Source organism: uncultured Senegalimassilia sp. (assembly GCF_934632265.1).
Taxonomy (GTDB): domain Bacteria; phylum Actinomycetota; class Coriobacteriia; order Coriobacteriales; family Eggerthellaceae; genus Senegalimassilia.
Window position 1 is genome coordinate 1 of the sequence record NZ_CAKTYH010000022.1, and the last position, 21,814, is coordinate 21,814.

Here is a 21,814-nt window from a genome sequence, read left to right on the forward strand (position 1 = left end):
CCGTCCCCTGTTCACCCCCTCCGTTCCGCACGTGTGCGCCCTCAGCTTCGTCCCGGCGTGCACCCTTTCCCGATCAGAAAGCAGCTTATGACTACGAGCTTCAACACCATGGGCATCATCGGCGCCATGGACGTGGAAATCGCGCTGTTGCGCGAGGAGATGGCGAAGGCCGGCGCGGTGAAGATCACGCGCATCGCCGGCATGGAATTCAACGTGGGCACCATCGGCAACGCCACCGTCATCGTGGTGCAGTGCGGCGTTGGCATGGCGAACGCCGCCACGTGCGCGCAGGTGCTCATCGACCGCTTCGGCGTGAGCGCGCTGCTCAACACCGGCATCGCCGGCTCGCTGGACGCGTCCATCAACATCGGCGACATCGTGGTGGCCGACGATGCGGTCAACCACATCATGGACGTGCGCAACCTGGGCTACGCCGCAGGTCAGACGCCGGGTTTGGACACGCTCGCGTTCCCCTGCAGCCCAGCGCTGTCGAAATCGGCCATCGCCGCGGCTTCGGCGATCGGCGCCACCACGCACACTGGCCGCGTAGCCTCGGGCGACCGCTTCGTGTGCGCCACCTTCGAGAAGCAGCGCATCGTCGAGACTTTCGGCGCGAAGTGCTGCGAGATGGAAGGCGCAGCCATCGCGCAGGTGGCATGGGCCAACGGCGTGCCGTGCGCCATCGTGCGCGCCATCTCCGACAAGGCCGACGGCTCCTCGTCCATGGACTACCCCACGTTCGAGGCGCAGGCCGCCCGCAACAGCGCCGCGCTCGTCATCGCCATGCTCGAGCGACAAGGCTAGCAAGCTCGGAGCCAGCCGCGCGGTGCCAGCTTTACCGCGCCACACGAACGCTTCGCGCAACCGCCCGCGCGGCACTTTGGCACCCCGCGAACCCGGCTCAAACCCAGGCTCGCAGCGGGCAGCCCAGCACAGGCCCGCCCGCTGCCCCACTCCCGCTATTCAACGATCGGACGCTTCCCCATGACCTTCGACGACAACATGCTTCCCACCATCGACGACCCCGCCATCAGCCTGGTGCGCGACGATCGCGGCCTGGCGCTGGTGGGCGAAGGCATGGAGCTGCGCTGCGACCTTGCGGGCATGCTGCCGCGCATCAAGCCCGGCAGGCTCTCCCACGAGCTGCTCGTCCGCGCCGCGCGCGTCAAGGGCGTCGATCAGCCCCGTGCCATCGATGCCACCGCCGGGTTCGGGGAGGATGCGCTGCTGCTGGCCGCGGCCGGCTTCCACGTGCAGCTCTTCGAATACGATCCCGTCATCGCCGCGCTGCTTGCCGACGGCCTGGCGCGCGCCGCCGCCGACCCGCAGCTTGCGCCCATCGTGGCGCGCATGCGCCTGACCAGCGGCGACAGCGTGCAGGCACTTGCCGCACGCGCGTCCATGGATGTGGCAAAACCCGACGTGGTCTACCTTGACCCGATGTTCCCCGCCCGGCAGAAAAGCGCGGCCGTCAAGAAGAAGTTCCAGCTGCTGCACCACCTGGAGGCGCCCTGCACCGACGAGGAAGGGCTGCTGCGGGCCGCCATCGCCTGCTGCCCGCGCAAGGTGGTCATCAAGCGCCCGGCGAAAGGCCCGTACCTGGCCGGCATCAAGCCCAGCTACTCCATCGACGGCAAGGCCGTGCGCTACGACTGCATAGTCCCCGCCAGCATGAAGCTATAGAACGCGAACGTGAACAGGGGACGGAGGTGTGTTCAGGGTTAACCTTTGGGAATGAAAGGTCGATTCTGAACACACCTCCGTCCCCTGTTCACGCCCTATCGTGCCCGACGCTTCGCCCGCAGGCTGCTTAACCCTCCACTTTCGCGTACAGCTTCATAGCGGCCACGAACGCTTCTCCCAGCGGATCGAGCGTCAGCCCGCGCGGCATCACGTAGCCGATATGCATGCGCTCGCCCGAGCGGATAGGCACCGCCGTGATGGCGCCGCGCTGCAGAAACTCCGGGTACACGCCGCTGGTCACGGTATAGGCGTCGGAATGCAGCATGAAGCTGGTGGCGAAGCCGCGGTCGCTCACCTTCACCGTCTTCGCCGAGGGCGCCCACAGCGGCTCCTCGGAAAACGCCGACGACTCATAGGCCCCCTGCACGAACGACAGCTGCGGATACGGGTACAGGTCGTCAAGCGAAACGCTCTCCCGCCCCGCAAGCGGATGCCCAATGCGCAGAAACACGTGCGGCACCGCCTCGAATAGCTCGTAGAACTCAAGCTTGTTGCGATCGAGCACGCGCCCCACCGCGCCCTCGTTGGCGCGCGACAGGTACATCACGCCCAGGTCGCTGTCGCATCGCGCCACGTCGTCGATGATCTGCTGCGTTTGCGTCTCGTTGAGCACCAGGTCGAACCTGCCCGAGCCCACCTGCTGGGCAACGTCCAGAAACGCCCGCTCCACGAACGTGAAGTGATGCGAGGACACCGCGAAGCGCATGCCCTCGGGCTGATTGCCGCCGTAGCGACGCTCGAGATTGTCCATCTGCAGCACCACCTGCCGCGCCCGGCCCAGGAACTCCATGCCCTCCTTCGTAGGCGTGGCGCCGGTGTTCCCGCGCGTGAACAGGGAAAATCCCAGTTCGCGCTCCACGACCGACACCGCCTCGGACAGGCTGGGCTGCGAAACCGATAGCACGCGCGACGCCGCCACCATCGACCCCGTCTCGGCGATCTTCAACATATAGCGCATCTGCTGCAGCGTGATCTTCATGCCAACCCTTCCGGCGAAAAGAGAAACCTTCGAAAGCAAAGTATACGTCACGCACCGGGCCGACCCGCAAACGCCCATAGGAGGGAGAAGATACGCTGCAACTCGGATTCGTCATTTCGGTTACCCTCTCTTTACCCGCCGGCACGCGCGAGCAAGTATACTGGCGGAAAGGGGAAAGCCGCTGCGCGAAGGGGCTTTCATGCGGCGCCGGGACCGCCGTTGCGTTGCGCAAACGCAAACAGAGGAGGATACCATGACCGCTATAACGCTTCTCACGGCGCTCGCGCTCGTCGCGATCGTAGGCGCGGGCATTGCCGCATGGGCTCGCAACACCCGGAAAACCGGCGCGAACGCGCCGGGCGTGCTCGCATGCGCCGCCGTGGCCGTTGCAACCGCCGGCACGCTCGCCATCGCCCCGGCGATGCCGGCGTTCGCAGCGGACGAATCACATCACGCAGACGACGGCCACGCCTGGTCAACCGACGAGATTGCCGACGATACGAGCGGCCTGCTGGGAGACGACATCGTCTGGTTCGGCCAAAGCAAGCTGTTCGCGAAGACGACCGCGCCCAACGACATCCTTGCCGCAGGCCAGTCCATCGCCGTAAGCTCGTGCAGCGTGTCGGGCAGCATCCGCGCGGCGGCAGAGGACATCGCCATCAGGGGCGCCGACGTCGCCCACAGCATCACGCTTGCCGCTAAAAACGCCACAGTGAGCGACACCACGGCGCAGACAGTGGCCATCGCCGCCGGCGATGCAAGCTTCTCCGGCGAATGCGACGCGCTCTACATCTGCGCCGAGCACGCCACCATCGACGGAACCGTCCACGGCGACGTCGTGGTCAACGCCGATTCCGTGCAGCTTGGCCCGAACGCACGCATCGAAGGCGCCGTGCGAGGCTCTGCCGGCGATCAGCCCGAGATAGCCTCCGGCGCACAGCACGGCGCGCTGGAGCTTTCCATCAACACGGAAGACGACAAAGCCGAACCCGCATTCAATGGGGTCAGCACCCTGCTGGGGGTGGCCTATGGCGCCCTCGCGTGCCTGGTGACCGCGGCGGCAGCCGAATGGCTGGCGCGCAAGCACACCGCAAACGCCGCCAAGCTGGCGAAAACGCGCACCGGCTACCTGGTCGCCTCCGGTATCATCGGCGCCATCGCAGCGCCCGTGGCGGTGATCATCCTGTGCTGCCTGGTCATCACGCTGCCCATCGCCGGCGCCGCAACGTTTGCCCTGATCGCACTCACTATCGTCTCGGGCGGCTTCACCGCCGCGGCGCTGGGCAAGCTGGTCTTCAAGAACCTGGGACGCTTCCCTGCGGCGCTTGCCATGGGCGCCATCCTAGGCGCGGCATGCGCGCTGCCCTACATCGGCAAGCCGCTGGCCGCCGCCTGCTTCATGTTCGCCCTAGGCTACCTCATCCAGAACACGTTCCTGGGGCTGACTAACCGCAACGAGGGCGCGCCGACGCCGCAGACGGGCAACCCCGTGGCGGCCGCAGCGGCGCCCAACGCTCCGCACGACGGCTCCGGCAACCCGCCGCAGGCGCCCACGGCATAACCCAACCTGCGCACCACGCAAAAGGGGCTCGACGCGATTCCACGCGTCGAGCCCCTTCGTCGCAATCAGCCGATTCTTGCAATCAACCCGGATGCAGGTCCAGCCGAAACCCCGGCTTCACCGCTGGCACGACAACCGCGCGCCCGATCACGCTCCCGACCAAACGCCTTCAGCAAACGCAAGCCCTAGGCAAGCCCCAGCCAGATGGCAACTTTCGGCGCATACCCCAGCACGAAGATCACCACGATCAGCGCCGGGATGCCGTACTTCAACCACAGGCGCGTCCAGCGCGGGAACTTCACGCCCTCGCCCTGGTCGGCCTCGGCCAGGAAGTTCTCCCAACCCCAGCCGCGGCGCGTGGTGCAGAACAGCACGAACGCCAGGCTGCCCAGCGGCAGCATGTTGTTCGACACGATGAAGTCCTCGATGGACTGGATGTCGCCGATGGCCGGGATGGTGACGCCCGACAGCACGTTGAAGCCCAGCGCGCACGGCAGGGACAGCACCAGCACCAGAATGCCGTTGAAGATCACGGCGCGACTGCGCATCATGCCCCATTTGTCCATGGACCAGCTGATCAGGTTCTCGAACACGGCGATGACGGTGGACAGCGACGCGAACGCCATGAACACGAAGAACAGGCAGCCCCACACGTTGCCCAGCGGCATCTGCCCGAACACCACCGGCAGCGTCACGAACACCAACGACGGCCCCTGATCAGGCGAAACGCCATAAGCGAAGCACGCCGGGAAGATGATGAGGCCCGCCAGGATGGCCACCACGGTGTTCAGCGCGGTGACGGACACGGCCTCGCCGGTAAGGCTGCGCTGCCGCCCGATGCGCGAGCCGAAGATCTCCATGGCCGCGATGCCGAGCGACAAGCTGAAAAACGCCTGGCCCATGGCCGCGTACACCGCATCTCCGAACGTCGACCACCCGTCGGCGAACAGGCGCCCGAAGTCGGGCACCAGGTAAAACGCGATGCCCTCGGCGGCACCGGGCAACGTGACGGCACGGATGCACAGCGCGATCATCACCACGAACAGCGTTGCCATCATGACCTTCGTGACGCGCTCGACGCCCTTTTGCAGGCCCAAGCTGCACACCAGAAAGCCGATGACCACGGCCACGACCATCCACCCGATCAGCCATGCGGGATTCTCCAGCATGCCGCTGAAGGCAGCCCCCGCGAAAGCCGCATCGGCACCGTTGAACATGCCCGACGCCATCTGCGGCACGTACGAGATCATCCATCCGCACACGGTGGTGTAGAACATCATCAAGATCATGCAGCCGATATAGCCCCACCACGAGAACCAATGCCACTTCCCGCTCGGCTGCAGCTTGTCGAAGGCCTGCGCGGCCGAACGCTGCGAGGCGCGTCCCACGGCGAACTCCATAACCATGACGGGCATGCCCAAGATCACCAGAAACACCAGGTACAGCAGCACGAACGCCGCTCCGCCGTACTCGCCGGTGATGTAGGGGAAGCGCCATACGTTGCCCAATCCGATCGCGCATCCGGCGCTGATCAGGATAAAGCCCAGCCGCGACGCGAAGTGCTCGCGCGAAGCCGGCGCCTCCTTGCCCGACGCCGATGCGGGCGCCTGGGGTGTGTTTTCCGCCATATCCATTCCCTTTCCCAACGCAAAAGAACGGCCGCCTCGGGCAACCGCCTCATAACAAGCTGAAACATCGCACCCACGTGCGCAGGCGCAACGCCATATGGTACCACTACCGCCGCCCGCCGCCGCCCACCCTCTTCTGGGTGGTTTTGCAGAAAAACGCCCCTGTTTTTGCCATGGTTCCGGAGTTCTGGGCGGTTTGCCCTGCCCCACCACCGCGAAAAGGCCCGAAAACCACCCAGTACTCGTCCCCTGGTACGCAAATCCCGTCACCGTCGCCTTCCAAACCGCCCAGAACTCGGCGCCGGGCAAGCAGAAAACGGAGAGACAGGGTGTCCAGACGTTCTCCCCACACTCGCGAAAACGGAATCCGCGGGCATTCTTCGCCGCACGAGGCCACCCCGCCCACAGCTCCCTTATAATGTGCGCGTTGCATAACATCCCAAGGAAAGACGCCCCGTGAGCACTACCGAACCCGCCGACACCGCCCTGCCCAACCACAACAACCAGAAGAAGATCGCGCTCATCAACGACTTCACCGGCTTCGGCCGATGCTCGGTGGCGGTGCAGCTTCCCGTCATCTCCCAGCTTGGCGTGCAATGCTGCGTGCTGCCCACCTCGGTGCTGTCCAACCACACGGGCTTCCCCAGCTACAGCTTCCAGGATTTCACGCCCTACATGCGCGAGCACATCCGCGAGTGGCGCAAGCTCGGCCTGAAGTTCCGCGGCATCTGCACGGGCTTCCTGGGATCGGCGGAGCAGATCGCGGTGGTCAGCGAGTTCATCGACGAGTTCGGCAGCCCTGATTGCATCGTGATGGTCGACCCCGTCATGGGCGACGAAGGCCACCCCTACGGCACCTACACGCCCGTGATGTGCGAGCGCATGGCCGAGCTCACGGCGAAGGCAGACATCATCACCCCGAACCTCACCGAAGCGTGCATCCTGGCAGGTGTGCCCTTCAGCAAGGACATGACCTGCGAAGATGCCGCGGAAATCGCCCAGCAGCTATCGCAAACCGGCCCTGCGCGCGTAGTGGTCACCGGCGTGGAGTTCCAAGACCGCGTGGCAAACGTGTGCTACGAACGGGGCCGCACACCCTTCACCATCCAGACCGCGCGCCTGGGCGGGCAGCGCTCGGGAACCGGCGACGTGTTCTCCGCCATCCTCATCGCCGACGCGGTCAACAGCGTGCCGCTGGACCTGTCGGTGGAGAAGGCATCGCATTTCGTGTGCACCTGCGTCGAGCGCGCCATCGAGATGGACCTGCCGCGCACCGATGGCCTGCCCATCGAGGAGGAGCTGCGCAACCTGCGCTAGCACTACACGCCGTGCGGCGGCCGCGAATGCGCAACCTGCGCTAGCATCGCGCACCGCGCACCGGCCGCGGGCGCAAACCCGCACCTTGCAGCAGGCGCACCATTAGGCGTACCCTGAATGAAAACGGGAAGGCGAAGCACGCTCTTCGCCCCCACCCCAAGCGAAAGAAGCTCATCATGGCGAAATCGAAAGCCGAGACCATCGTCTATCCCGTGCACAACGGGCTCTACGTCAACCTGACGAACCGCTGCAGCTGCGCCTGCACCTTCTGCATCCGCCAAACCGCCGACGGCGTGGGCCAGGACGGCGAAGGCGGCGAGAACAACCTGTGGCTCGACCACGAACCCTCCTTCGAAGAGGTCATGGCCGCGTTCGACGAACAGGACATGAGCCGCTACGAAGAGGTGGTATTCTGCGGCTACGGCGAGCCCACCTGCGCCTTCGACATGCTCAAGCGCGTGGCCGCCGAGGTAAAGCGCCGCTACAACCTGCCCGTGCGCGTGAACACCAACGGCCAGGGCAGCCTGATCTGCGGCCGCGACATCGCGCCGGAGTTCGAGGGCATCGTGGACACGGTCTCCATCAGCCTGAACACACCCAACGCCGACGAGTACGCCGCCATCGTGCGCAGCCGCTTCGGCGACGCGGCGTTCCCGGGCATGCTCGACTTCGCGCGCGAGGTGCGCAAATACGTGCCCAACGTTGTGATGACCACGGTCGAAACCACCATCAGCCACGAGGACGAGGCCGCCTGCCAGCGCATCTGCGACGAGCTGGGCGTGCGCTACCGCATCCGCGCCTGGGTGAACTCGTAGGACCCGGCACGCTCCAAGCAACGGTTCAGACAACAACCCGAACAGCAAGAAGGCCCGCGGCGCAAACCGCGGGCCTTGCTCGTCTCGGGCGATTTCGCGCCAGCCTACTTCGCCGTCTCCAGATACGGGGAGTTGCGGCTTTGCTCGATCTCGTACATGGTCTGCACGTTCTTCAGCTCGTAGTCGTTGAGCTGCGAGGAGGAGATGGCGTCGAACTCCTCGGGCGTGTACGTTTGCGTGTACCAGCGCTTCGTGGCGAAGTAATCGGTCAAGTCCTGGTTCTTGAAGCCGCGGCCGTGGCGGGCAAATATCTCGTTGCGCGCAAGATAGAGCTCCCACAGCGACATCTTCTCCAGCTCGGAGCGCGAGTAGTACTTCGAAGCGCTGCTGGGCAGCACGTAATCCTGCGAGCTCACGCTGGTGTCATAGGAGGAGATGCTGGTCACGGGCACATACGTATGCGAGATCTGCCCCGCGAACGGACCCGAGTCCGAGCAGCTCAGCAGGACGGTGCGCGTGGCGGAGGTGCTGCCGGGGCACGTGGAGGTGAACACCACGCGGCACATGGAGCGCTGATCGTCGTAGATGGACTGGTAGATCTGGCGAAGCGCCTGCGCCAGGTCGTCCGACGCCGCATCGTAGTACGTGCCGTTGCAGCTCGACGCCAGCGACTGCAGCGAGCTGCGGTTCACATCGCCGCCCACGCCCACGATGTAGACGGGGATGCCCGTTTGCTGGGACAGCGTGATGACGTCGTTCAAGCTGTAGTGGCTGCTGTTCTCCTCGCCATCGGTGAACGCGATGACCACGCGCGACCCCGATTTCAGGTTCGTGCGTTGCAGCGCCCAGTACAGCGCATCATAGAGCGCCGTCTCGCCGGTGGGCGAAACCGCATCGATGGCGCTGTTGAGCAGCGCCGCGCTCGAGGTGAACGGCTGACGGTTGTACACGTAATCGTTGAACGAGGTGATTTCGGCCGCGTTGCCCTGGGTTTTCACCATCTCATCGACGAACGAGCTTGCCGCCTTCTTGGCGCTGTCCATCTTGCTGCGCGCCCTCATGGAGCCACTCTGGTCGACCACCAGGTTGATGTTCATGGCATCGCCCACGGCAAGCGGGACCACCTGCTCGACCGTTGCCGGATACTGCGAACCGGAAGAATCGGTTTCCGTGACGGTGAACTGCGACGCATCAAGGCCGCTCGGCGTGGAACCCGCCTGATCGGCGATCTTCGTATACAGGGTGACCTGCGGATATGCGGAATTGTCCACCTGCGACACGAACAGCGTCAGCGGGCTTTTCGGCTCCGAGGACGTGGCTGCGGGCTGGCTTGATGCCGCAGGCTGCTGCACCGTCGTCGTCGGCGTCTGAACGTCGTTCGAGTCGGCATTCGAGGAGTCGTCGCCACTAGGCCACAGGAAATACAACGCCGCAGCTATGGCGACGATGGCCACGACCACCCAAATGGTCGGGATATCGCCGATGGATTTCTTCGAAGAAGCGTTACCGGTCGCAGCAGCGCCCGAAGCGGACGCGTTGGCGCCGGACGCCGAGCTTAAAGCCTTGCCGCACGATGAGCAGAACGCGTCACCGTCTTTGACCGAGGCTCCGCAATGGGGGCAGAACATGTCAGATCCCTTCCCTTTCAGTTAAGCGCCGCTTGACGTTGTCGCCGAAAGCTAGCGCGCCGTACCGTCGTGCGTGCGTGCTTCCTGATAGTTCCTCAAATAGCCGGCGAATTCCTCGGACGTATCCGAATTCCCCGTTCGCCAGGCTTTATGGTCGATGATAGCGCTTTCGAACCCGTAATAGGCGTCGATGTAGGCAATCAGGTCATCAAGAGCCTCAAGCTGGGCCTGCGGATAATCGCCGGAACCGCCCACATGCACCATCTCGATGCCCACCGAATACGAGTTCATGCCGTAATCGGCCATAGCCGAGCCGATGGGAACGGTGCCCAGCTTGTCGTCGCGCGATTCGTCCTCCACGCCGAACTGCGCGTTATGCCCCGTGTCGCCGAATCCCGCGTGGTGGACGATGGCGTCGAGCGGCGCGCATTGCGCCACCGTTCCGTCCTTGTTCACGATGAAGTGAGCAGCAACCAGATTGCCGTTGCCCGCCCAGTAGCTCACCACCGATGCGGCGTCGTTGTCGCCTTCGGTGTCATGGAGCACGATGTACTTCTGGCATTCCGCCGGCTTTTGCCCATGCACGAACTGCTCCTGCGACAAATCGACGATGGAAAGCTTCGCGCGCAGCTCTTCGGCGCTTTGCGTTTGCTTCTGCTGCGCAGCTTCCCCCTCGGAAGGCTGGGACGCCTCCTGCTCCTCGGCCGAACCGTCGCGCGGCACGTCGGCCGCATTCTCGAACCGCTCCTGCTCCTGCACGGCGGGCGCCTGACCCGCTTCCTGCCCCGAAGCGCAGCCGCACGCAGCAGCCGCCAGCGCGCACGCAAGTACCGCAACGCACATCTTGCACGCGATGACGTTTCCCCTCGTCATAGCTTCCCTCCCTGCCTTGGCGCGAGCGGCGTCCGCTTCCCCTGTACGATCCGAACCCGCGCAATGCGATCAAATTCACCTACAGCAACCTCGCACACCGCAGTCGATCCCCACGCGACCCGCTTCCCCACCGAAACGCAGCTGCAGCGCTCAGACCCGATTGCAAGGTTGCCAAGCTGTAACTTTTCATTTTGGTTCAAGATACGCTCGCCACGATGCCCCGACAAGGCCCCTATCTGGCTAAATGCGCGCATAGGCGGCAAACGTCGCAAACGCAACCCGGCCCCGCCGCCAGGTGCGAGGCCACAGCGTGACCACAGGGCTGCGGTACAATATATCCAGCAACGCGGCACGCCGCGCACGCGCGGCGCCGCATCCGCCCCAAGCGCAAAGGAGCTCACCTATGATCGTCACCTCCGCAGACGTGGTACCCGGCCAAAACGTCCAGATCCTCGGACTGGTACGCGGCAACATCGTCACCTCGCGCCATATCGGCCGCGACATGATGGCAGGCATGAAGGAGCTGGTGGGCGGCGAGATCAAGTCGTACACCGAGATGACCGACCAGGCGCGCACCATAGCGGAGGGCCGCATGATCGCCGAAGCCGAGCGCCTCGGCGCCGATGCCGTGGTGGCCATGCGCTTCTCCAGCGGCTCCATCAACCCCGGCACCATCGAGATGCTGGCCTACGGCACCGCCGTGAAGTTCGTGTAGCCGCAACACCCCAGCGAGGCTCCGCACGCGCCGCACCGCCCACACCCTAGCGAGGCTCTGCACGCAACGCGCCGCCCATAACCTGGCGAGAGCCCGCATGCGACGCCTCGCCCGCACCTTATCGGGGTTCGTTCGCAACGCACCGCCCGCACCCTAACGGGAGTTCGCACGCGACGCCCCGCCAACCCCGCTTCATCCTGCGCTGCCCGCCCAACCGGCGGGCAGCGCGGCATCTGGAAGGAATCCCCATGTCAACGCCCGAATTCATCACCAACCTGCGCGCTAAGATCGGCAACGACCCGCTGTGGCTCACCGGCATCACCGCCTACGTGGAGGACGCCCAGGGCCGCATCCTGCTGGGCAAGCGTGCCGATACCGGGCAGTGGGCGCTCATCTATGGCATCGTGGAACCCGCTGAAGAGCCGGCCGATACCTGCGTGCGGGAGGCCCTCGAGGAAACGGGCGTCGACATCGAGCCCGTATGCCTGGTCAGCGTGAAGTCGTCGCCATATATGGTCACCTACGCGAACGGCGATCAATGCCAGTACATGGACCTGCTGTTTCTCTGCCGGCCCCGCGAAGGCGGCAATGCGCAGCCCCACGTCGCCGACGACGAGAGCCTGGAAGTGGGCTGGTTTGCCCCCAACGCCCTTCCCCAACCGCTGGCGACATCCACGCAATCGCGCCTTGAGCTGGTGCAACGCTTCAAGCAAAACGCCGCTCAAGGCAACCCCGCCTGCCTGTTCGCCAGCAACCTCGCCTAGCCAAGCGTTTCTCTTTCTGCAGAATTCCTCGAAATCAAGCGGTCATCCCCATGCCGGATGCGCTGGGCTTTACCATCTCCTTACCTTCTCTTTACATTCGAAGGTCAGATGGGAGTTTTCATGCACAACCGCACTACCGCGCACGCCTCCGCCATTGCCGCTGGCGTGTTCCTTGCGCTGTTCGCCGCGCTCACGGTTTCGCTCGTGTTCGTAGACCGCCAGCCCATTGCCGGCGACGGCAGCTTGGTTGGCCTTGCCACCTTCAACCTTGACGCGCGCGCCATCCTCGGGCAAAGCGACCTCATGGAAAAGCTGTCCAACGCGCTGCTCATCGTGCCCGCCGTCGGCGCACTCATGCTCGCCATAGTCGGCTGCAAGCAGCTGATCCGTTCCCGCAGCCGAGGCGGGGTCGACCGCGACCTTTGGCTGCTGCTGGGAACCTACGGCGCCATGCTGGTGCTATACGTGCTGTTCAATTGCATCTCGCCCAACAACCGTCCCATCCTGGAGGACGACGTTTGCGAGCCGTCGTTCCCCTCGTCGCATACGCTGCTGGCCGTCACCATGTGCGGTACGGCTATGATCCAAGCCGTGCAACGCATCCGCGAAGGAGGCCTGCGCACTGCAGCCCTGACCATCTGCGCTGCAGGCATGGTGGGCATCGTCGCCGCGCGCGCCATGGCCGGCGTGCACTGGGCCACCGACATCCTCGGCGGCATCCTGCTCGGCGCCGCCCTGGTGGCCGCATACCACGCGGTAGCGTTCGCCGGCTGCAGCAAAGCCTCACGCGGAAAGCACGCAAGGCGCTAACCGCAAACCTGAACAAACCCATGCACATAGCGAAGGGGCTTGGTTGCCGACGATGGCAACCAAGCCCCTTCTGCATACCGACGGTCGATGAATTCCCGGCATCAGCATGCACGGGCATCAAGAGCCTACTCCCAGCCCTTCCACACGTCGGGCTGATAGCCGACTGTGGCCTTCTTGCCGTTGCGGACCACCGGCTCGAACAGCACCTGCTGATTGTCGAGCACCTTCTCAAACTTCTGATCAGCCGCCAGATACTGCAGCAAAGCCACGGTATCGGCGTCCTTGGCATCGGGGTTGATCAGCTTGTCAAGACCGCCGACGGCATTAGCCACCGACTGCAGCTCGCCTTTGCTCATGCCCTTTTCCTTCAGGTCGATGAACTGGAAGCTGATGCGGCGCTCCTTGAAGTAGCGCTGGGCCTTCTTCGTATCGAAGCTTTTCTTCGTGCCGAAAATCTGGATGTTCACGCAAACGTCCCTTCAAATCCTACAGCTGACCGTGCCCATGATACGCCCGCGCAAGGGCGCGGCCCATCTCGTCGGCATCGGCCGCATCAAAACGATACGACACCGTCTGCGGCTGTCCCGGCGCATCGGCGCGGTCCTGCTCAACGCGCACGAACACGCACTCCACCTGCGCATATCCTTCCAACAGCACCGCATACGCATAGCACGTGGCCTGCAGCAGGTGCTTCTCGTGCAGCTGCTCGGCGGTTTCACTAGGCAAGCCGCCGGTCTTGTAATCCACCACCAGCGCACTGCCCGCCGGCTGTTCGCGCGTGCCGGCAGGGGCAACGCACGCCAACAGGTCGATCTCTCCCTCAAGGTAGGCCGCATCGCAAGGGCCGCCCACGCGGACAAGGAACGGCGCCTCGGGGACCACGCTCTCGCACGCGCCCACGCGCGCCACTATATCGCTGGCGAACCACCGCCCGAGCGCCGCATCCAAGCGACCGCGCTGATCGGCGGAAAGCCCGCACGAACGCTCCAACGCCTGCTGACGCGCGGCATCCGGGCGCTCAAGGGCGCAACCCGGTTGCCAGGCCAGCGCCGCAAGCTGCGCCAAACGGTGAAACGCCGTTCCCAAGCTTGTCGCCGCATCGGCGTCGCGCACGCCCAAAGCGGCGCTGGCGGCATCGTCGGCCGCATCTTCCACGGAGAAATCGACCAACCCATCGGCATCCTCGGCAATGGACGAATAGCTGAACATGCCCGCTCGCGCACCCGCATAAGGCCTGCCCCGCTCAGGCTCGTACGGTCCCACCACGGGAAGGGCGATCACGCCCGGCTTGCCGACGGCAGGGGAACCGCCGACCGCTGCCTCGCCGACGCCCTGTCCGCCAACGCCCGACCCACCATCGGTCGCAACGCCATCGAGCGAACCGCCCGCAGCAGCCTCATCAACGCTCGGACCGCCATCAACCCGCAACGCCGCATCATCCGCAGCATCGCCCGCAACGCCGTCCGCGTCTCCCAGCATCTCTTCGACAACCGCCGGCGTCAAGCGCACGCACTCCACGCGCGCCGGACGCTGCCCGCCGAAGTCGAACATGCTCACGCCCGGCTCGAACACGCAGCCCTCGCCCACCAGCGCCGATTGCACGTCGCCCCAGCAGCTCTTCGACAAGCCGGTGGCATCCACCTTCGACGACTTGCCGCGCATGGACACCACAAGGGCCTCCTTCGCGCGCGTGAGCGCAACGTAGAGCAAGCGCCGCGACTCGGCCGCTTCGCCGCGCTCCTCGTGCAGCTTGATGGCAGCGCGCCTGTCGGCAGGCAGCTGGCTGCGCGAAACCATGGCGGCAAGCTCTTCGTCGTCGAACTCGCAAAACGGCTGATACGACCCGCTCTTCGCAACCAGCGACGAAGTCTTCTCCTTCAAGCGCTCGAGCACGTGGCCGCCATCGAGCGACACGTAGGTGCGCCCCTCGATCGAGCAGCACTCCAGCGCCTGCGACCGCGCCGCATCGTCGCGCAGCTCGGCCACCGCCACGATGGGGAACTCAAGGCCCTTGCTGGCGTGAACGGTCATGATGCGCACGAAATCGCCGCCTTCTGCCGACAGCGCGCCCGGCGCCTCCTTGGCAAGCTCCACGCGCAGCGCCAGCTCCTCGGCCACGCCCGCGGGCCCCACGCCGCCGGCGGCCTCGATATCGCGTGCCATGCGGATGGCCTTGTACACGTTCCCCGCACGCGCCAGCCCCTCGGGACCGGCCGCCTCAAGGCGCGCAAGCCACCCGGAATCGGCCACAATGCCCTGCATGATGTCGGCAAGCGCGACGTTTCCCACCTGCTCGGCGGCGCGGCGCATCAGGCTTGCGCACGCCGCAAGCGCCGGCGAGACCGCGCGCCCTGCCGCAACTTTGCGCTCAATATGGCGAAAACCCTGGTCGAACGCCCGTCTGCGGGGAATGCCGCGCTCCTCGTCCATCCCCGTGGACAGCTCCAGCAAATCATCGGCGGACAGGGCGAACAGCTCGCTCGAGAGCACCTCGAACAGCGCCGTGGTCCACTTCGGATTCGCGATGGCCTGCGCCAGGCGAACCATGAGCGCCACCTCGGGCGCCCGGTTGAAAATGGAGCCGCCGGCCACCACGCACGGCAGCCCTTCGGCCCGCAGGGCCTCGGCGTACACGTTCGCGCGGCTCATGCCGCCCAGCAGCACCACCATGTCGCCGGGCCTGTGCCCGGTCGCCGCGAACTCGGAGAACGACTTCGCCACGCGCCTTGCCGCCACCGCCGCCGCGTCCGCAGACGACACGCCGCGCGACGGGGCCACGGTCACCTGCACCTGCACGCGAGGCCCGTCCGGCAAAAACGGACGCTTGACCTTGGATTCCGCACGCCCCGGCGCCAGCGACATGAACCCCGCGCCGAACACCTGCGGCTGCTCGAAGATGCGGTCGCACAACGCCAGCACGTCCCCGTGGCTGCGGAAGTTGTCGGGCAGCTCGATGATGCCCTCGGGGTTGCGCTCGCGCACATTCTCCAGATGACGACGGTACACCGACACATCCGCGCCGCGGAACCGATAGATGCTCTGCTGCGCGTCGCCGACGGTGCACATGCGCGAAAAGCCCTCCCCGGCCATGCGCTTGATCATGTCCACCCGCAGCTGATCGGTGTCCTGGAACTCGTCCACCATCACCAGCTTGAAGCGATCGGCATACGCCGCCTGAATGGCGGGATGGTCGCGAAACGCCCGGGAAGCGAACGACAGCAGGTCGTTGTTGTCCAGCAACCCCGCCTCGCGCTTGCGGCGCGCGAACGCGTCCGCAACCGACTTCGCCACATCGATCAGCGTTGCCAGCTGCTCCTGCACCAGCCCGCAACGCGCCTGCGCGGCGATGGCGCAGTACCGTTCCGCCAGCTCAGCGGCCTGTTCGCCATACGGCGTGTTCTTACCGAAGTTACGGCCGGGAACAGGAAAGCCGTTCATGGCCGAAAGCACGCGCCGGTACGTCAGCCCGTCGGAGCCGCGCCCGATCAGCTCGCGTGCGCTTTCCAGCGCCTCCTGCGTTGCCGCCAGGAACTTGTCGCGCGTGGAACCGGGCTTGACGCCGTCGGCCAGCACGTATGCGGTTTCGGCCGTATCCGCCAGCTGCGCCAGCAGCTTGATCGGGCTTGGCGCCTCGGGGGGTGCCACCACCGACGCCATGCCGTCGGGATGCGCCGATGCCGCCTCCACCAGCTGTCGCACCATCCCCTCCACCGACGCCGTACGCGGACCCGCCGGATGCACATCGAACGACGCGAACAGCGCATCAAGGCGCTGCGGGGAAACACCTTCGGCAACCGTGACCAGGTCGTCCCTGCCGCCGAGCACCTCCTCAAGCGACGCATCAAGAAGCGTTTTCACCGTGGCCTCGTCGGCAACCTTGAACGCAGGGTCCAGCCCCAGTTCAAGCGCATGCGCGCGAAGGATGCGCGAGCACATGCCGTGGATGGTGGATATCCACGCCTCGTCGGTTTTCAGCGCCTGCTCGGTCATGCCGCCGGCACGCAGTGCGCCCTTTACGCGCGATTTGATCTCGCCCGCGGCCTTCGACGTGAAGGTGATGGCCAAAACCTGGTCGATGTCGGTCAAATACCCGCTTTCCAACGCATGCACGATACGACGCGTCAGCGTGAACGTCTTGCCGCTGCCGGCGCCGGCGCTCACCGCCAACGGCTTGTCAAGCGTGTTGACGCACTTTTCCTGGCCGATGGTCAACGCCATGGCTATCCCCTCCTTTCGGAACACGATGAGACCGGGCACCACTTGCATGCCTCGGGCGTTTCAGGGCGCGGACGGATGTCGCCGGCCAGCATACGCTCGAGCGCCGCGGCAACCGCCTCCTCCGTCTCGTCGAGCACGTCGGAAAACGGCCTGTCGGCGCACATGCAATCCTTGTGGCGCATGTTCGGCAGGTGGGCGTTCTCGATCACGCGCCCGTCGTAAGCGCCCGAGATCATCTTGCGGCGCCCATAGCACACGTACAACGCGCCAACCGGCTCCAACCCCAGCGTACGGCGAACCACCTGCGCGTAGATGAGCGCCTGCACCTTGCCCAAACGCCCCTCCTCGCGCACGCCCACCGCATACGACCCGGAGATCGAGCCCTTGTAGTCGATGATCGCGCATCGCCCTTCGCCGTCCACATCGATGCGGTCGGCCGTGCCCAACAGCTTGTGCCCCGCGTAATCCACCGCGCCGCCGCAAGCCACGTCGTACTCCAGATACTTCGGGGCGAAGGTGGGCAGAAGCTCGGCCTCGAAATCCAGGTAGTCCATCAGCTTGCGCTCAAGCTCGGCAAGCTCCCGATGCTCCACCTGCGACGTGGGGATCAGGCGGTTCTCCGACTGGCGAAGATGCGGCTGCAGCGCCTTATGGCGCGCAAGCACGTCGGCCATGAGCTCCCGCGCCTGCGGGAGCAGCTGCGGCGTGACCTTCGCCTCGCCCAAGTCCTCGGACAGATGCTTATAGAAGCTGTGCAGCGCGTTGTGCGCGAAGTCGCCCATCTCAAGCGGCCCGAACTCCTCGTCCAGGTCATCCAAGCGCAAGCGACGCTGGGCGAACCACTTGTACGGGCATTCCAAATAGCTTTCGATCTGGGAAGGCGAAAGGCACGGCTCGTCAAGCACCTGCCCGCCCTGCAGCACGCGCGGAAGCACCACGAGCGAACGCACCTCGGGCGACACCGCACCCGTCAACGGAGGCTCGATGCAAGCCGCCAGAGGCGCCGGCGCATCGGACAGCGCATCGTTGGCGCACAAGGCATCTTCGCCACGCAGCAGCATCCCGCTCTGCAGATGCTCGGGAAGCGAATACGGGTTGTCGATGTCCTCGGTGGCCGTAGGGTCATCTCGATAGCAGTCCACGAACTCCTCCAGAACCACGCAAGGGTACGTGGGGTCGGCGGACGCATCGTTAAGGCAGCGCTCGAGGATCAGCTGGTTGGTTGCAGCGTGCTCCAGCGCGAAGAACGCACGGCGCATACGTGCAAGCGCCGAGTCGGCGCGCTCCACGCCAAGATGCTCGAGCAGCACCCGGGAGGCGTCCTCGGGATCCGCCGCCGGATAGGCGGCACTCGTCAAATCGGCCGCAACGAGAACCCTGCACGACCCGCTTCCCAAAGAAGCCGCCGTGCTCTGATCGGTCACCAGCACATCGGGCGCGCTTAGGGCCGCGCCGTCGCAACCACGCGGGGCCACCATGCGCGAAACGTTGACTTTCAGGCGTTGCACCTGGTCGAACGCAACATCGGCCCCCAACCCGGCCAGCTTGGCGGCGCAGGCGGCGCGCTGCAGAGCGCGCAATGCGGCAAGCTGCTCGGCGCGCCACGCTTCCGAGCGGTTCGTCATGCGCCGCACAGCAGCCTCAAGCTCGCCCGCAGCCTGGTCGTCCAAGTGCAACGCAAGCCGTTCCATCGCCGCGTACATCGAATTGTCGCCGCGCAGGCGAGCGCAAAGGTCGGACCGGCGCGCCGTGCGATCGGCACGCAAGTCGGCATCAAGCTTGAACGCCGCCTTCCTCGTCATGCCCGAAAACGGCGATAGCGCCCAATCGGCCAAGTCCGCGCGATCCCACCGCTCCACATCGGTTGCGGCGATATCCCCGTACCCTTCGATATGTGAAACGGCGCTCGCCTGCCCCGCATCAAGGAAACGGCGAAGCGAGCAGATGGCCCTGCCGAACGCGGTATCCGCGAAGCGGCGCTGCCCGCGCAGCGCCACCGCATGGCCCTGGCGGACGAGCGCAGGCGCCACGCGCCCGAACAGCGCCGCCGGGTCCTTCGCCGCAACCACCACGGCAGCGGCCTGCGTACCGACCTGCCGCCCATCGCGACAGCCGTCGGCGCCGCCGGAAACTTCCTCTCCGCCGGGAACACCGTCATCGCCTGCTGCCGAAACGGCCGCCGCAGCCGGCGCCCCAGTCGAAGCAGATGCCCCGGCCGAAACCGCCGGCGCCCCCGAATCCGCACCCGCGCCAAGGGTATCGCGCACGATATCAGCCAGCAGCGCCGGCCACGCATATTGCCCCGAAGGGAACGCAAAGCGAACCCGCACGCCCTCAGGGGCGCGAACAGGGCCCTGGCCGCCCGAAGCGGCGCGAACCTTCACGTCCATCCACGGGCACGCAGAGAAAAACGCCTCTTGACCAGGGGTAAGCGGAGCAGCATCTTCCGACAGCACGCGCAGGGGGCGCTGCGGCAGCAGCTCGGGAAGCAGGGCCAGGGCCTGTCCCGGCTCCACCAACCCCAGATGCGACAACCGATCAAGGTATCCCCCAATCAACTGCAGCACCGGCAGCTCCGCGCTGGTCACAGCCGAAAGCACACCGGCACCCGCCGGCTCGCCCTCCCAGGCATCGCGCACCGCCGCATCGAATCCGGGCAGGCCGACGCCGGCGGCCACGCAAGCAGCCGCCACGCGATCGAGCCCGAGCGCCCCCGCACCGTCGCCACCTGCCTGCTCGCACGCAGCGCGCAGCAACGCCTCGCGCTCAAGGCGCGAGACGAACGCCCGGCCATCGCCGTACAACTCCCACAGATCGCGCACCCAGGCGCCGAACGCGGCAACCGTCACGCCCATAAGCGAGCAGCCGCTATCCGCGGCCCGTTTCCTATACGCCACCGCCCGGTCGGTATCCGGCAGCAGCACCACATCATATGCAATAGAAGTATCCATGCCCGACATTCTAGCGCACCCCCTAGGGGCCTTCAGTCCCATACACGGGACTTACCCGAAGTTTCGCCGCCCCCATCACCGCAACTCAACCCGCCCCGAAACGCAAGAAGGCCGGCCGCCCTTTCGGACGACCGGCCTTCCAAGAACCGATCTATCGCTCGATCGAAAGCCTTGACGCAAACACAGCGTCCCACAGCGGTGCGCCTACCAGCGAAACCGCAACGCCACGCTCAGCCTGCGAGACTACTCGCCGTCGTACATTGCCTTCAAGCGCACCAGGTGATCGTAGCGCTCGATGGCGGCCTTCTCGTTGCGCTCGAACAGCTCGCCGGCGCGCTCCGGGAACTCGCGGGTCAGGCGGCTGTAGCGGGCCTCATTCATGAGGAACTCCTGGTAACCGCCCGCGGGCTCCTTGCAGTCCAGCGTGAACTTCTTGCCGGCTTCAGCTGCCGGGTTGAAGCGGAACAGGTTCCAGTAACCGCAGTCCACGGCCTTCTTCATCTCGGTCTGGCAGTTGCTCATGCCGCCCTTGATGGAGTGCATCTCGCACGGGGAGTACGCGATGATGATGGACGGGCCGTGATAGGCCTCGGCCTCGGTGATGGCCTTGAGCGTCTGAGCCGGCTTGGCGCCCATGGCCACCTGAGCCACATAGACGTAGCCGTACGCCATGGCGATCTCGGCGAGCGACTTCTTCTTGACGTCCTTGCCGGCGGCGGCGAACTGGGCCACCTGGCCGATGTTGGAAGCCTTGGAAGCCTGGCCGCCGGTGTTGGAGTAGACCTCGGTGTCGAACACGAAGATGTTCACATCCTCGCCGGATGCCAGCACGTGGTCGAGTCCGCCGTAGCCGATGTCGTAGGCCCAGCCGTCGCCGCCGAAGATCCAGACGGACTTCTTGGCCAGGTACTCCTTGTGGTCCAGGATGCGCTGCGCGGCCTCGGCTGCGGCGCCGTCGCCGGCGGCAACCTCGGGCAGGACGGCGATCAGGGCGTCGGCGGTCTGACGGCTGGCGGCCTTGTCACCGCGGGCGTCGAGCCAAGCCTGAGCGGCCTCGGCGACGGCGCCTGCCTCCACCAGGATGGCGGCGTCGGCGGCCAGCATGCCGTTGACGGCCTCATAGCCCAGCTTCATGCCCATGCCGTGCTCGGCGTTGTCCTCGAACAAGCTGTTGGACCATGCGGGGCCGTGGCCCTGCTTGTTGACCGTGTACGGGCTGGTGGCAGCCGGACCACCCCAGATCGAGGAGCAGCCGGTGGCGTTGGAGATGTACATATGGTCGCCATAGAGCTGGGTGATCAGGCGGGCGTAAGCCGTCTGGGCGCAGCCGGCGCAGGCGCCGGAGAACTCGAGCAGGGGCTGCTTGAACTGGCTGTCGCGCAGCGTGGTGCCCTCGATCTCGGGCTTGTCGGCAATCTTGTTCACGCAGTACTCGAACACGTCCTGCTGAGCCATCTCGTCCTCGACGCCGACCATGGTCAGCGCGTCGGCCGGGCAGGCCTTGACGCACACGCCGCAGCCCATGCAGTCCAGCGGGCTGATGGCCAGCGTGTACTTCAGCTCCTTATGCTTGCCCTTCATGGGCAGCACGGCCATGGCCTCGGGGCCGGCAGCGGCCTCCTCGTCGGTCAGGCCGAACGGGCGGATGCAGGCATGCGGGCACACGAACGAGCAGCTGTTGCACTCGGTGCACTTCTCGGCATCCCACTTCGCCACGGACACGGACACGCCGCGCTTCTCATAAGCGGCAGCGCCCTGCTCGAACTGGCCGTCGGCATGGTCGACGAACACGGAGACCGGCAGGGAGTCGCC

The 21,814-nt window shown here is 65.7% G+C and carries 16 protein-coding genes; 8 read left to right on the forward strand and 8 right to left on the reverse strand.

All coding sequences use genetic code 11. The features are described from left to right. The first annotated feature begins 87 nt into the window (after window positions 1–87). A complete protein-coding gene (locus Q0H50_RS03000; protein WP_294419227.1) occupies window positions 88–804 on the forward strand; it encodes a 5'-methylthioadenosine/adenosylhomocysteine nucleosidase in 717 nt (238 codons plus the stop codon). 180 nt (window positions 805–984) lie between these two features. After that, the gene (locus tag Q0H50_RS03005; RefSeq protein WP_294419232.1) at window positions 985–1,683 is read left to right on the forward strand and encodes a class I SAM-dependent methyltransferase; all 699 of its coding nucleotides are present in this window, start codon (window positions 985–987) and stop codon (window positions 1,681–1,683) included. 127 nt (window positions 1,684–1,810) lie between these two features. On the opposite strand, the gene Q0H50_RS03010 is transcribed toward Q0H50_RS03005, so the two are convergent. Further along, window positions 1,811–2,722, reverse strand: coding sequence for a LysR family transcriptional regulator (locus Q0H50_RS03010; protein WP_294419234.1), 912 nt, complete (start codon window positions 2,720–2,722; stop codon window positions 1,811–1,813). A 253-nt stretch (window positions 2,723–2,975) separates the two neighbouring features. Between Q0H50_RS03010 and Q0H50_RS03015 the strand changes: the two genes are divergently transcribed. Further along, window positions 2,976–4,283 carry a polymer-forming cytoskeletal protein gene (locus Q0H50_RS03015; protein ID WP_294419235.1) on the forward strand — a complete coding sequence of 436 codons (1,308 nt, stop codon included), beginning with the start codon at window positions 2,976–2,978 and terminating at the stop codon, window positions 4,281–4,283. A gap of 185 nt (window positions 4,284–4,468) precedes the next feature. Here the strand turns inward: Q0H50_RS03015 and Q0H50_RS03020 are convergent, their stop codons facing one another. Then, a complete protein-coding gene (locus tag Q0H50_RS03020) occupies window positions 4,469–5,911 on the reverse strand; it encodes a sodium-dependent transporter (protein WP_294419237.1) in 1,443 nt (480 codons plus the stop codon). A 456-nt stretch (window positions 5,912–6,367) separates the two neighbouring features. Here Q0H50_RS03020 and Q0H50_RS03025 point away from each other — a divergent pair, with 456 nt between their 5' ends. Beyond that, window positions 6,368–7,228, forward strand: a complete 861-nt coding sequence (locus Q0H50_RS03025; RefSeq protein ID WP_294419239.1) for a pyridoxamine kinase — start codon at window positions 6,368–6,370, stop codon at window positions 7,226–7,228. Between the two features lie 176 nt (window positions 7,229–7,404). Next, window positions 7,405–8,043: a TatD family nuclease-associated radical SAM protein gene (locus tag Q0H50_RS03030; protein WP_294419241.1), complete on the forward strand. Its 639-nt coding sequence runs from the start codon at window positions 7,405–7,407 to the stop codon at window positions 8,041–8,043. Between the two features lie 104 nt (window positions 8,044–8,147). Here Q0H50_RS03030 and Q0H50_RS03035 read toward each other — a convergent pair whose 3' ends face one another. After that, complete coding sequence (locus Q0H50_RS03035; RefSeq protein WP_294419243.1) at window positions 8,148–9,671, reverse strand: YARHG domain-containing protein; 1,524 nt, start codon at window positions 9,669–9,671, stop codon at window positions 8,148–8,150. A 51-nt stretch (window positions 9,672–9,722) separates the two neighbouring features. Then, window positions 9,723–10,544, reverse strand: a complete 822-nt coding sequence (locus Q0H50_RS03040; protein WP_294419245.1) for a peptidoglycan recognition family protein — start codon at window positions 10,542–10,544, stop codon at window positions 9,723–9,725. A 403-nt stretch (window positions 10,545–10,947) separates the two neighbouring features. Between Q0H50_RS03040 and Q0H50_RS03045 the strand changes: the two genes are divergently transcribed. The 3 genes from Q0H50_RS03045 (at window position 10,948) to Q0H50_RS03055 (ending at window position 12,833) form a co-directional block, all read left to right on the forward strand. Further along, window positions 10,948–11,259 carry a heavy metal-binding domain-containing protein gene (locus tag Q0H50_RS03045; protein WP_294419248.1) on the forward strand — a complete coding sequence of 104 codons (312 nt, stop codon included), beginning with the start codon at window positions 10,948–10,950 and terminating at the stop codon, window positions 11,257–11,259. A 248-nt stretch (window positions 11,260–11,507) separates the two neighbouring features. Then, window positions 11,508–12,023, forward strand: a complete 516-nt coding sequence (locus Q0H50_RS03050) for an NUDIX domain-containing protein (RefSeq protein ID WP_294419250.1) — start codon at window positions 11,508–11,510, stop codon at window positions 12,021–12,023. A gap of 120 nt (window positions 12,024–12,143) precedes the next feature. Next, window positions 12,144–12,833 carry a phosphatase PAP2 family protein gene (locus Q0H50_RS03055; protein ID WP_294419252.1) on the forward strand — a complete coding sequence of 230 codons (690 nt, stop codon included), beginning with the start codon at window positions 12,144–12,146 and terminating at the stop codon, window positions 12,831–12,833. Window positions 12,834–12,958: 125 nt separating this feature from the next. Here Q0H50_RS03055 and Q0H50_RS03060 read toward each other — a convergent pair whose 3' ends face one another. The 4 genes from Q0H50_RS03060 to Q0H50_RS03075 all read right to left on the reverse strand — a co-directional run. Continuing rightward, entirely contained in the window at window positions 12,959–13,300 is a 342-nt protein-coding gene (locus tag Q0H50_RS03060) for an ArsC family transcriptional regulator (RefSeq protein ID WP_294419254.1), read from the reverse strand. A 19-nt stretch (window positions 13,301–13,319) separates the two neighbouring features. Continuing rightward, window positions 13,320–17,051, reverse strand: coding sequence for an exodeoxyribonuclease V subunit beta (locus tag Q0H50_RS03065; protein ID WP_294419256.1), 3,732 nt, complete (start codon window positions 17,049–17,051; stop codon window positions 13,320–13,322). Between the two features lie 2 nt (window positions 17,052–17,053). Further along, the gene (locus Q0H50_RS03070) at window positions 17,054–20,002 is read right to left on the reverse strand and encodes a PD-(D/E)XK nuclease family protein (protein ID WP_294419258.1); all 2,949 of its coding nucleotides are present in this window, start codon (window positions 20,000–20,002) and stop codon (window positions 17,054–17,056) included. 243 nt (window positions 20,003–20,245) lie between these two features. After that, on the reverse strand, window positions 20,246–21,814 hold a 1,569-nt coding region (locus tag Q0H50_RS03075; protein ID WP_294419260.1), incomplete at its 5' end, for a 4Fe-4S binding protein.

Bases quoted from the DNA above. Each gene is read 5' to 3' on its own strand.
- Q0H50_RS03000 (WP_294419227.1), top strand. From the start codon at position 88: ATGACTACGAGCTTCAACACCATGGGCATCATCGGCGCCATGGACGTG.
- Q0H50_RS03005 (WP_294419232.1), top strand. From the start codon at position 985: ATGACCTTCGACGACAACATGCTTCCCACCATCGACGACCCCGCCATC.
- Q0H50_RS03010 (WP_294419234.1), bottom strand. From the start codon at position 2,722: ATGAAGATCACGCTGCAGCAGATGCGCTATATGTTGAAGATCGCCGAG.
- Q0H50_RS03015 (WP_294419235.1), top strand. From the start codon at position 2,976: ATGACCGCTATAACGCTTCTCACGGCGCTCGCGCTCGTCGCGATCGTA.
- Q0H50_RS03020 (WP_294419237.1), bottom strand. From the start codon at position 5,911: ATGGCGGAAAACACACCCCAGGCGCCCGCATCGGCGTCGGGCAAGGAG.
- Q0H50_RS03030 (WP_294419241.1), top strand. From the start codon at position 7,405: ATGGCGAAATCGAAAGCCGAGACCATCGTCTATCCCGTGCACAACGGG.
- Q0H50_RS03035 (WP_294419243.1), bottom strand. From the start codon at position 9,671: ATGTTCTGCCCCCATTGCGGAGCCTCGGTCAAAGACGGTGACGCGTTC.
- Q0H50_RS03040 (WP_294419245.1), bottom strand. From the start codon at position 10,544: ATGACGAGGGGAAACGTCATCGCGTGCAAGATGTGCGTTGCGGTACTT.
- Q0H50_RS03045 (WP_294419248.1), top strand. From the start codon at position 10,948: ATGATCGTCACCTCCGCAGACGTGGTACCCGGCCAAAACGTCCAGATC.
- Q0H50_RS03050 (WP_294419250.1), top strand. From the start codon at position 11,508: ATGTCAACGCCCGAATTCATCACCAACCTGCGCGCTAAGATCGGCAAC.
- Q0H50_RS03055 (WP_294419252.1), top strand. From the start codon at position 12,144: ATGCACAACCGCACTACCGCGCACGCCTCCGCCATTGCCGCTGGCGTG.
- Q0H50_RS03065 (WP_294419256.1), bottom strand. From the start codon at position 17,051: ATGGCGTTGACCATCGGCCAGGAAAAGTGCGTCAACACGCTTGACAAG.
- Q0H50_RS03070 (WP_294419258.1), bottom strand. From the start codon at position 20,002: ATGGATACTTCTATTGCATATGATGTGGTGCTGCTGCCGGATACCGAC.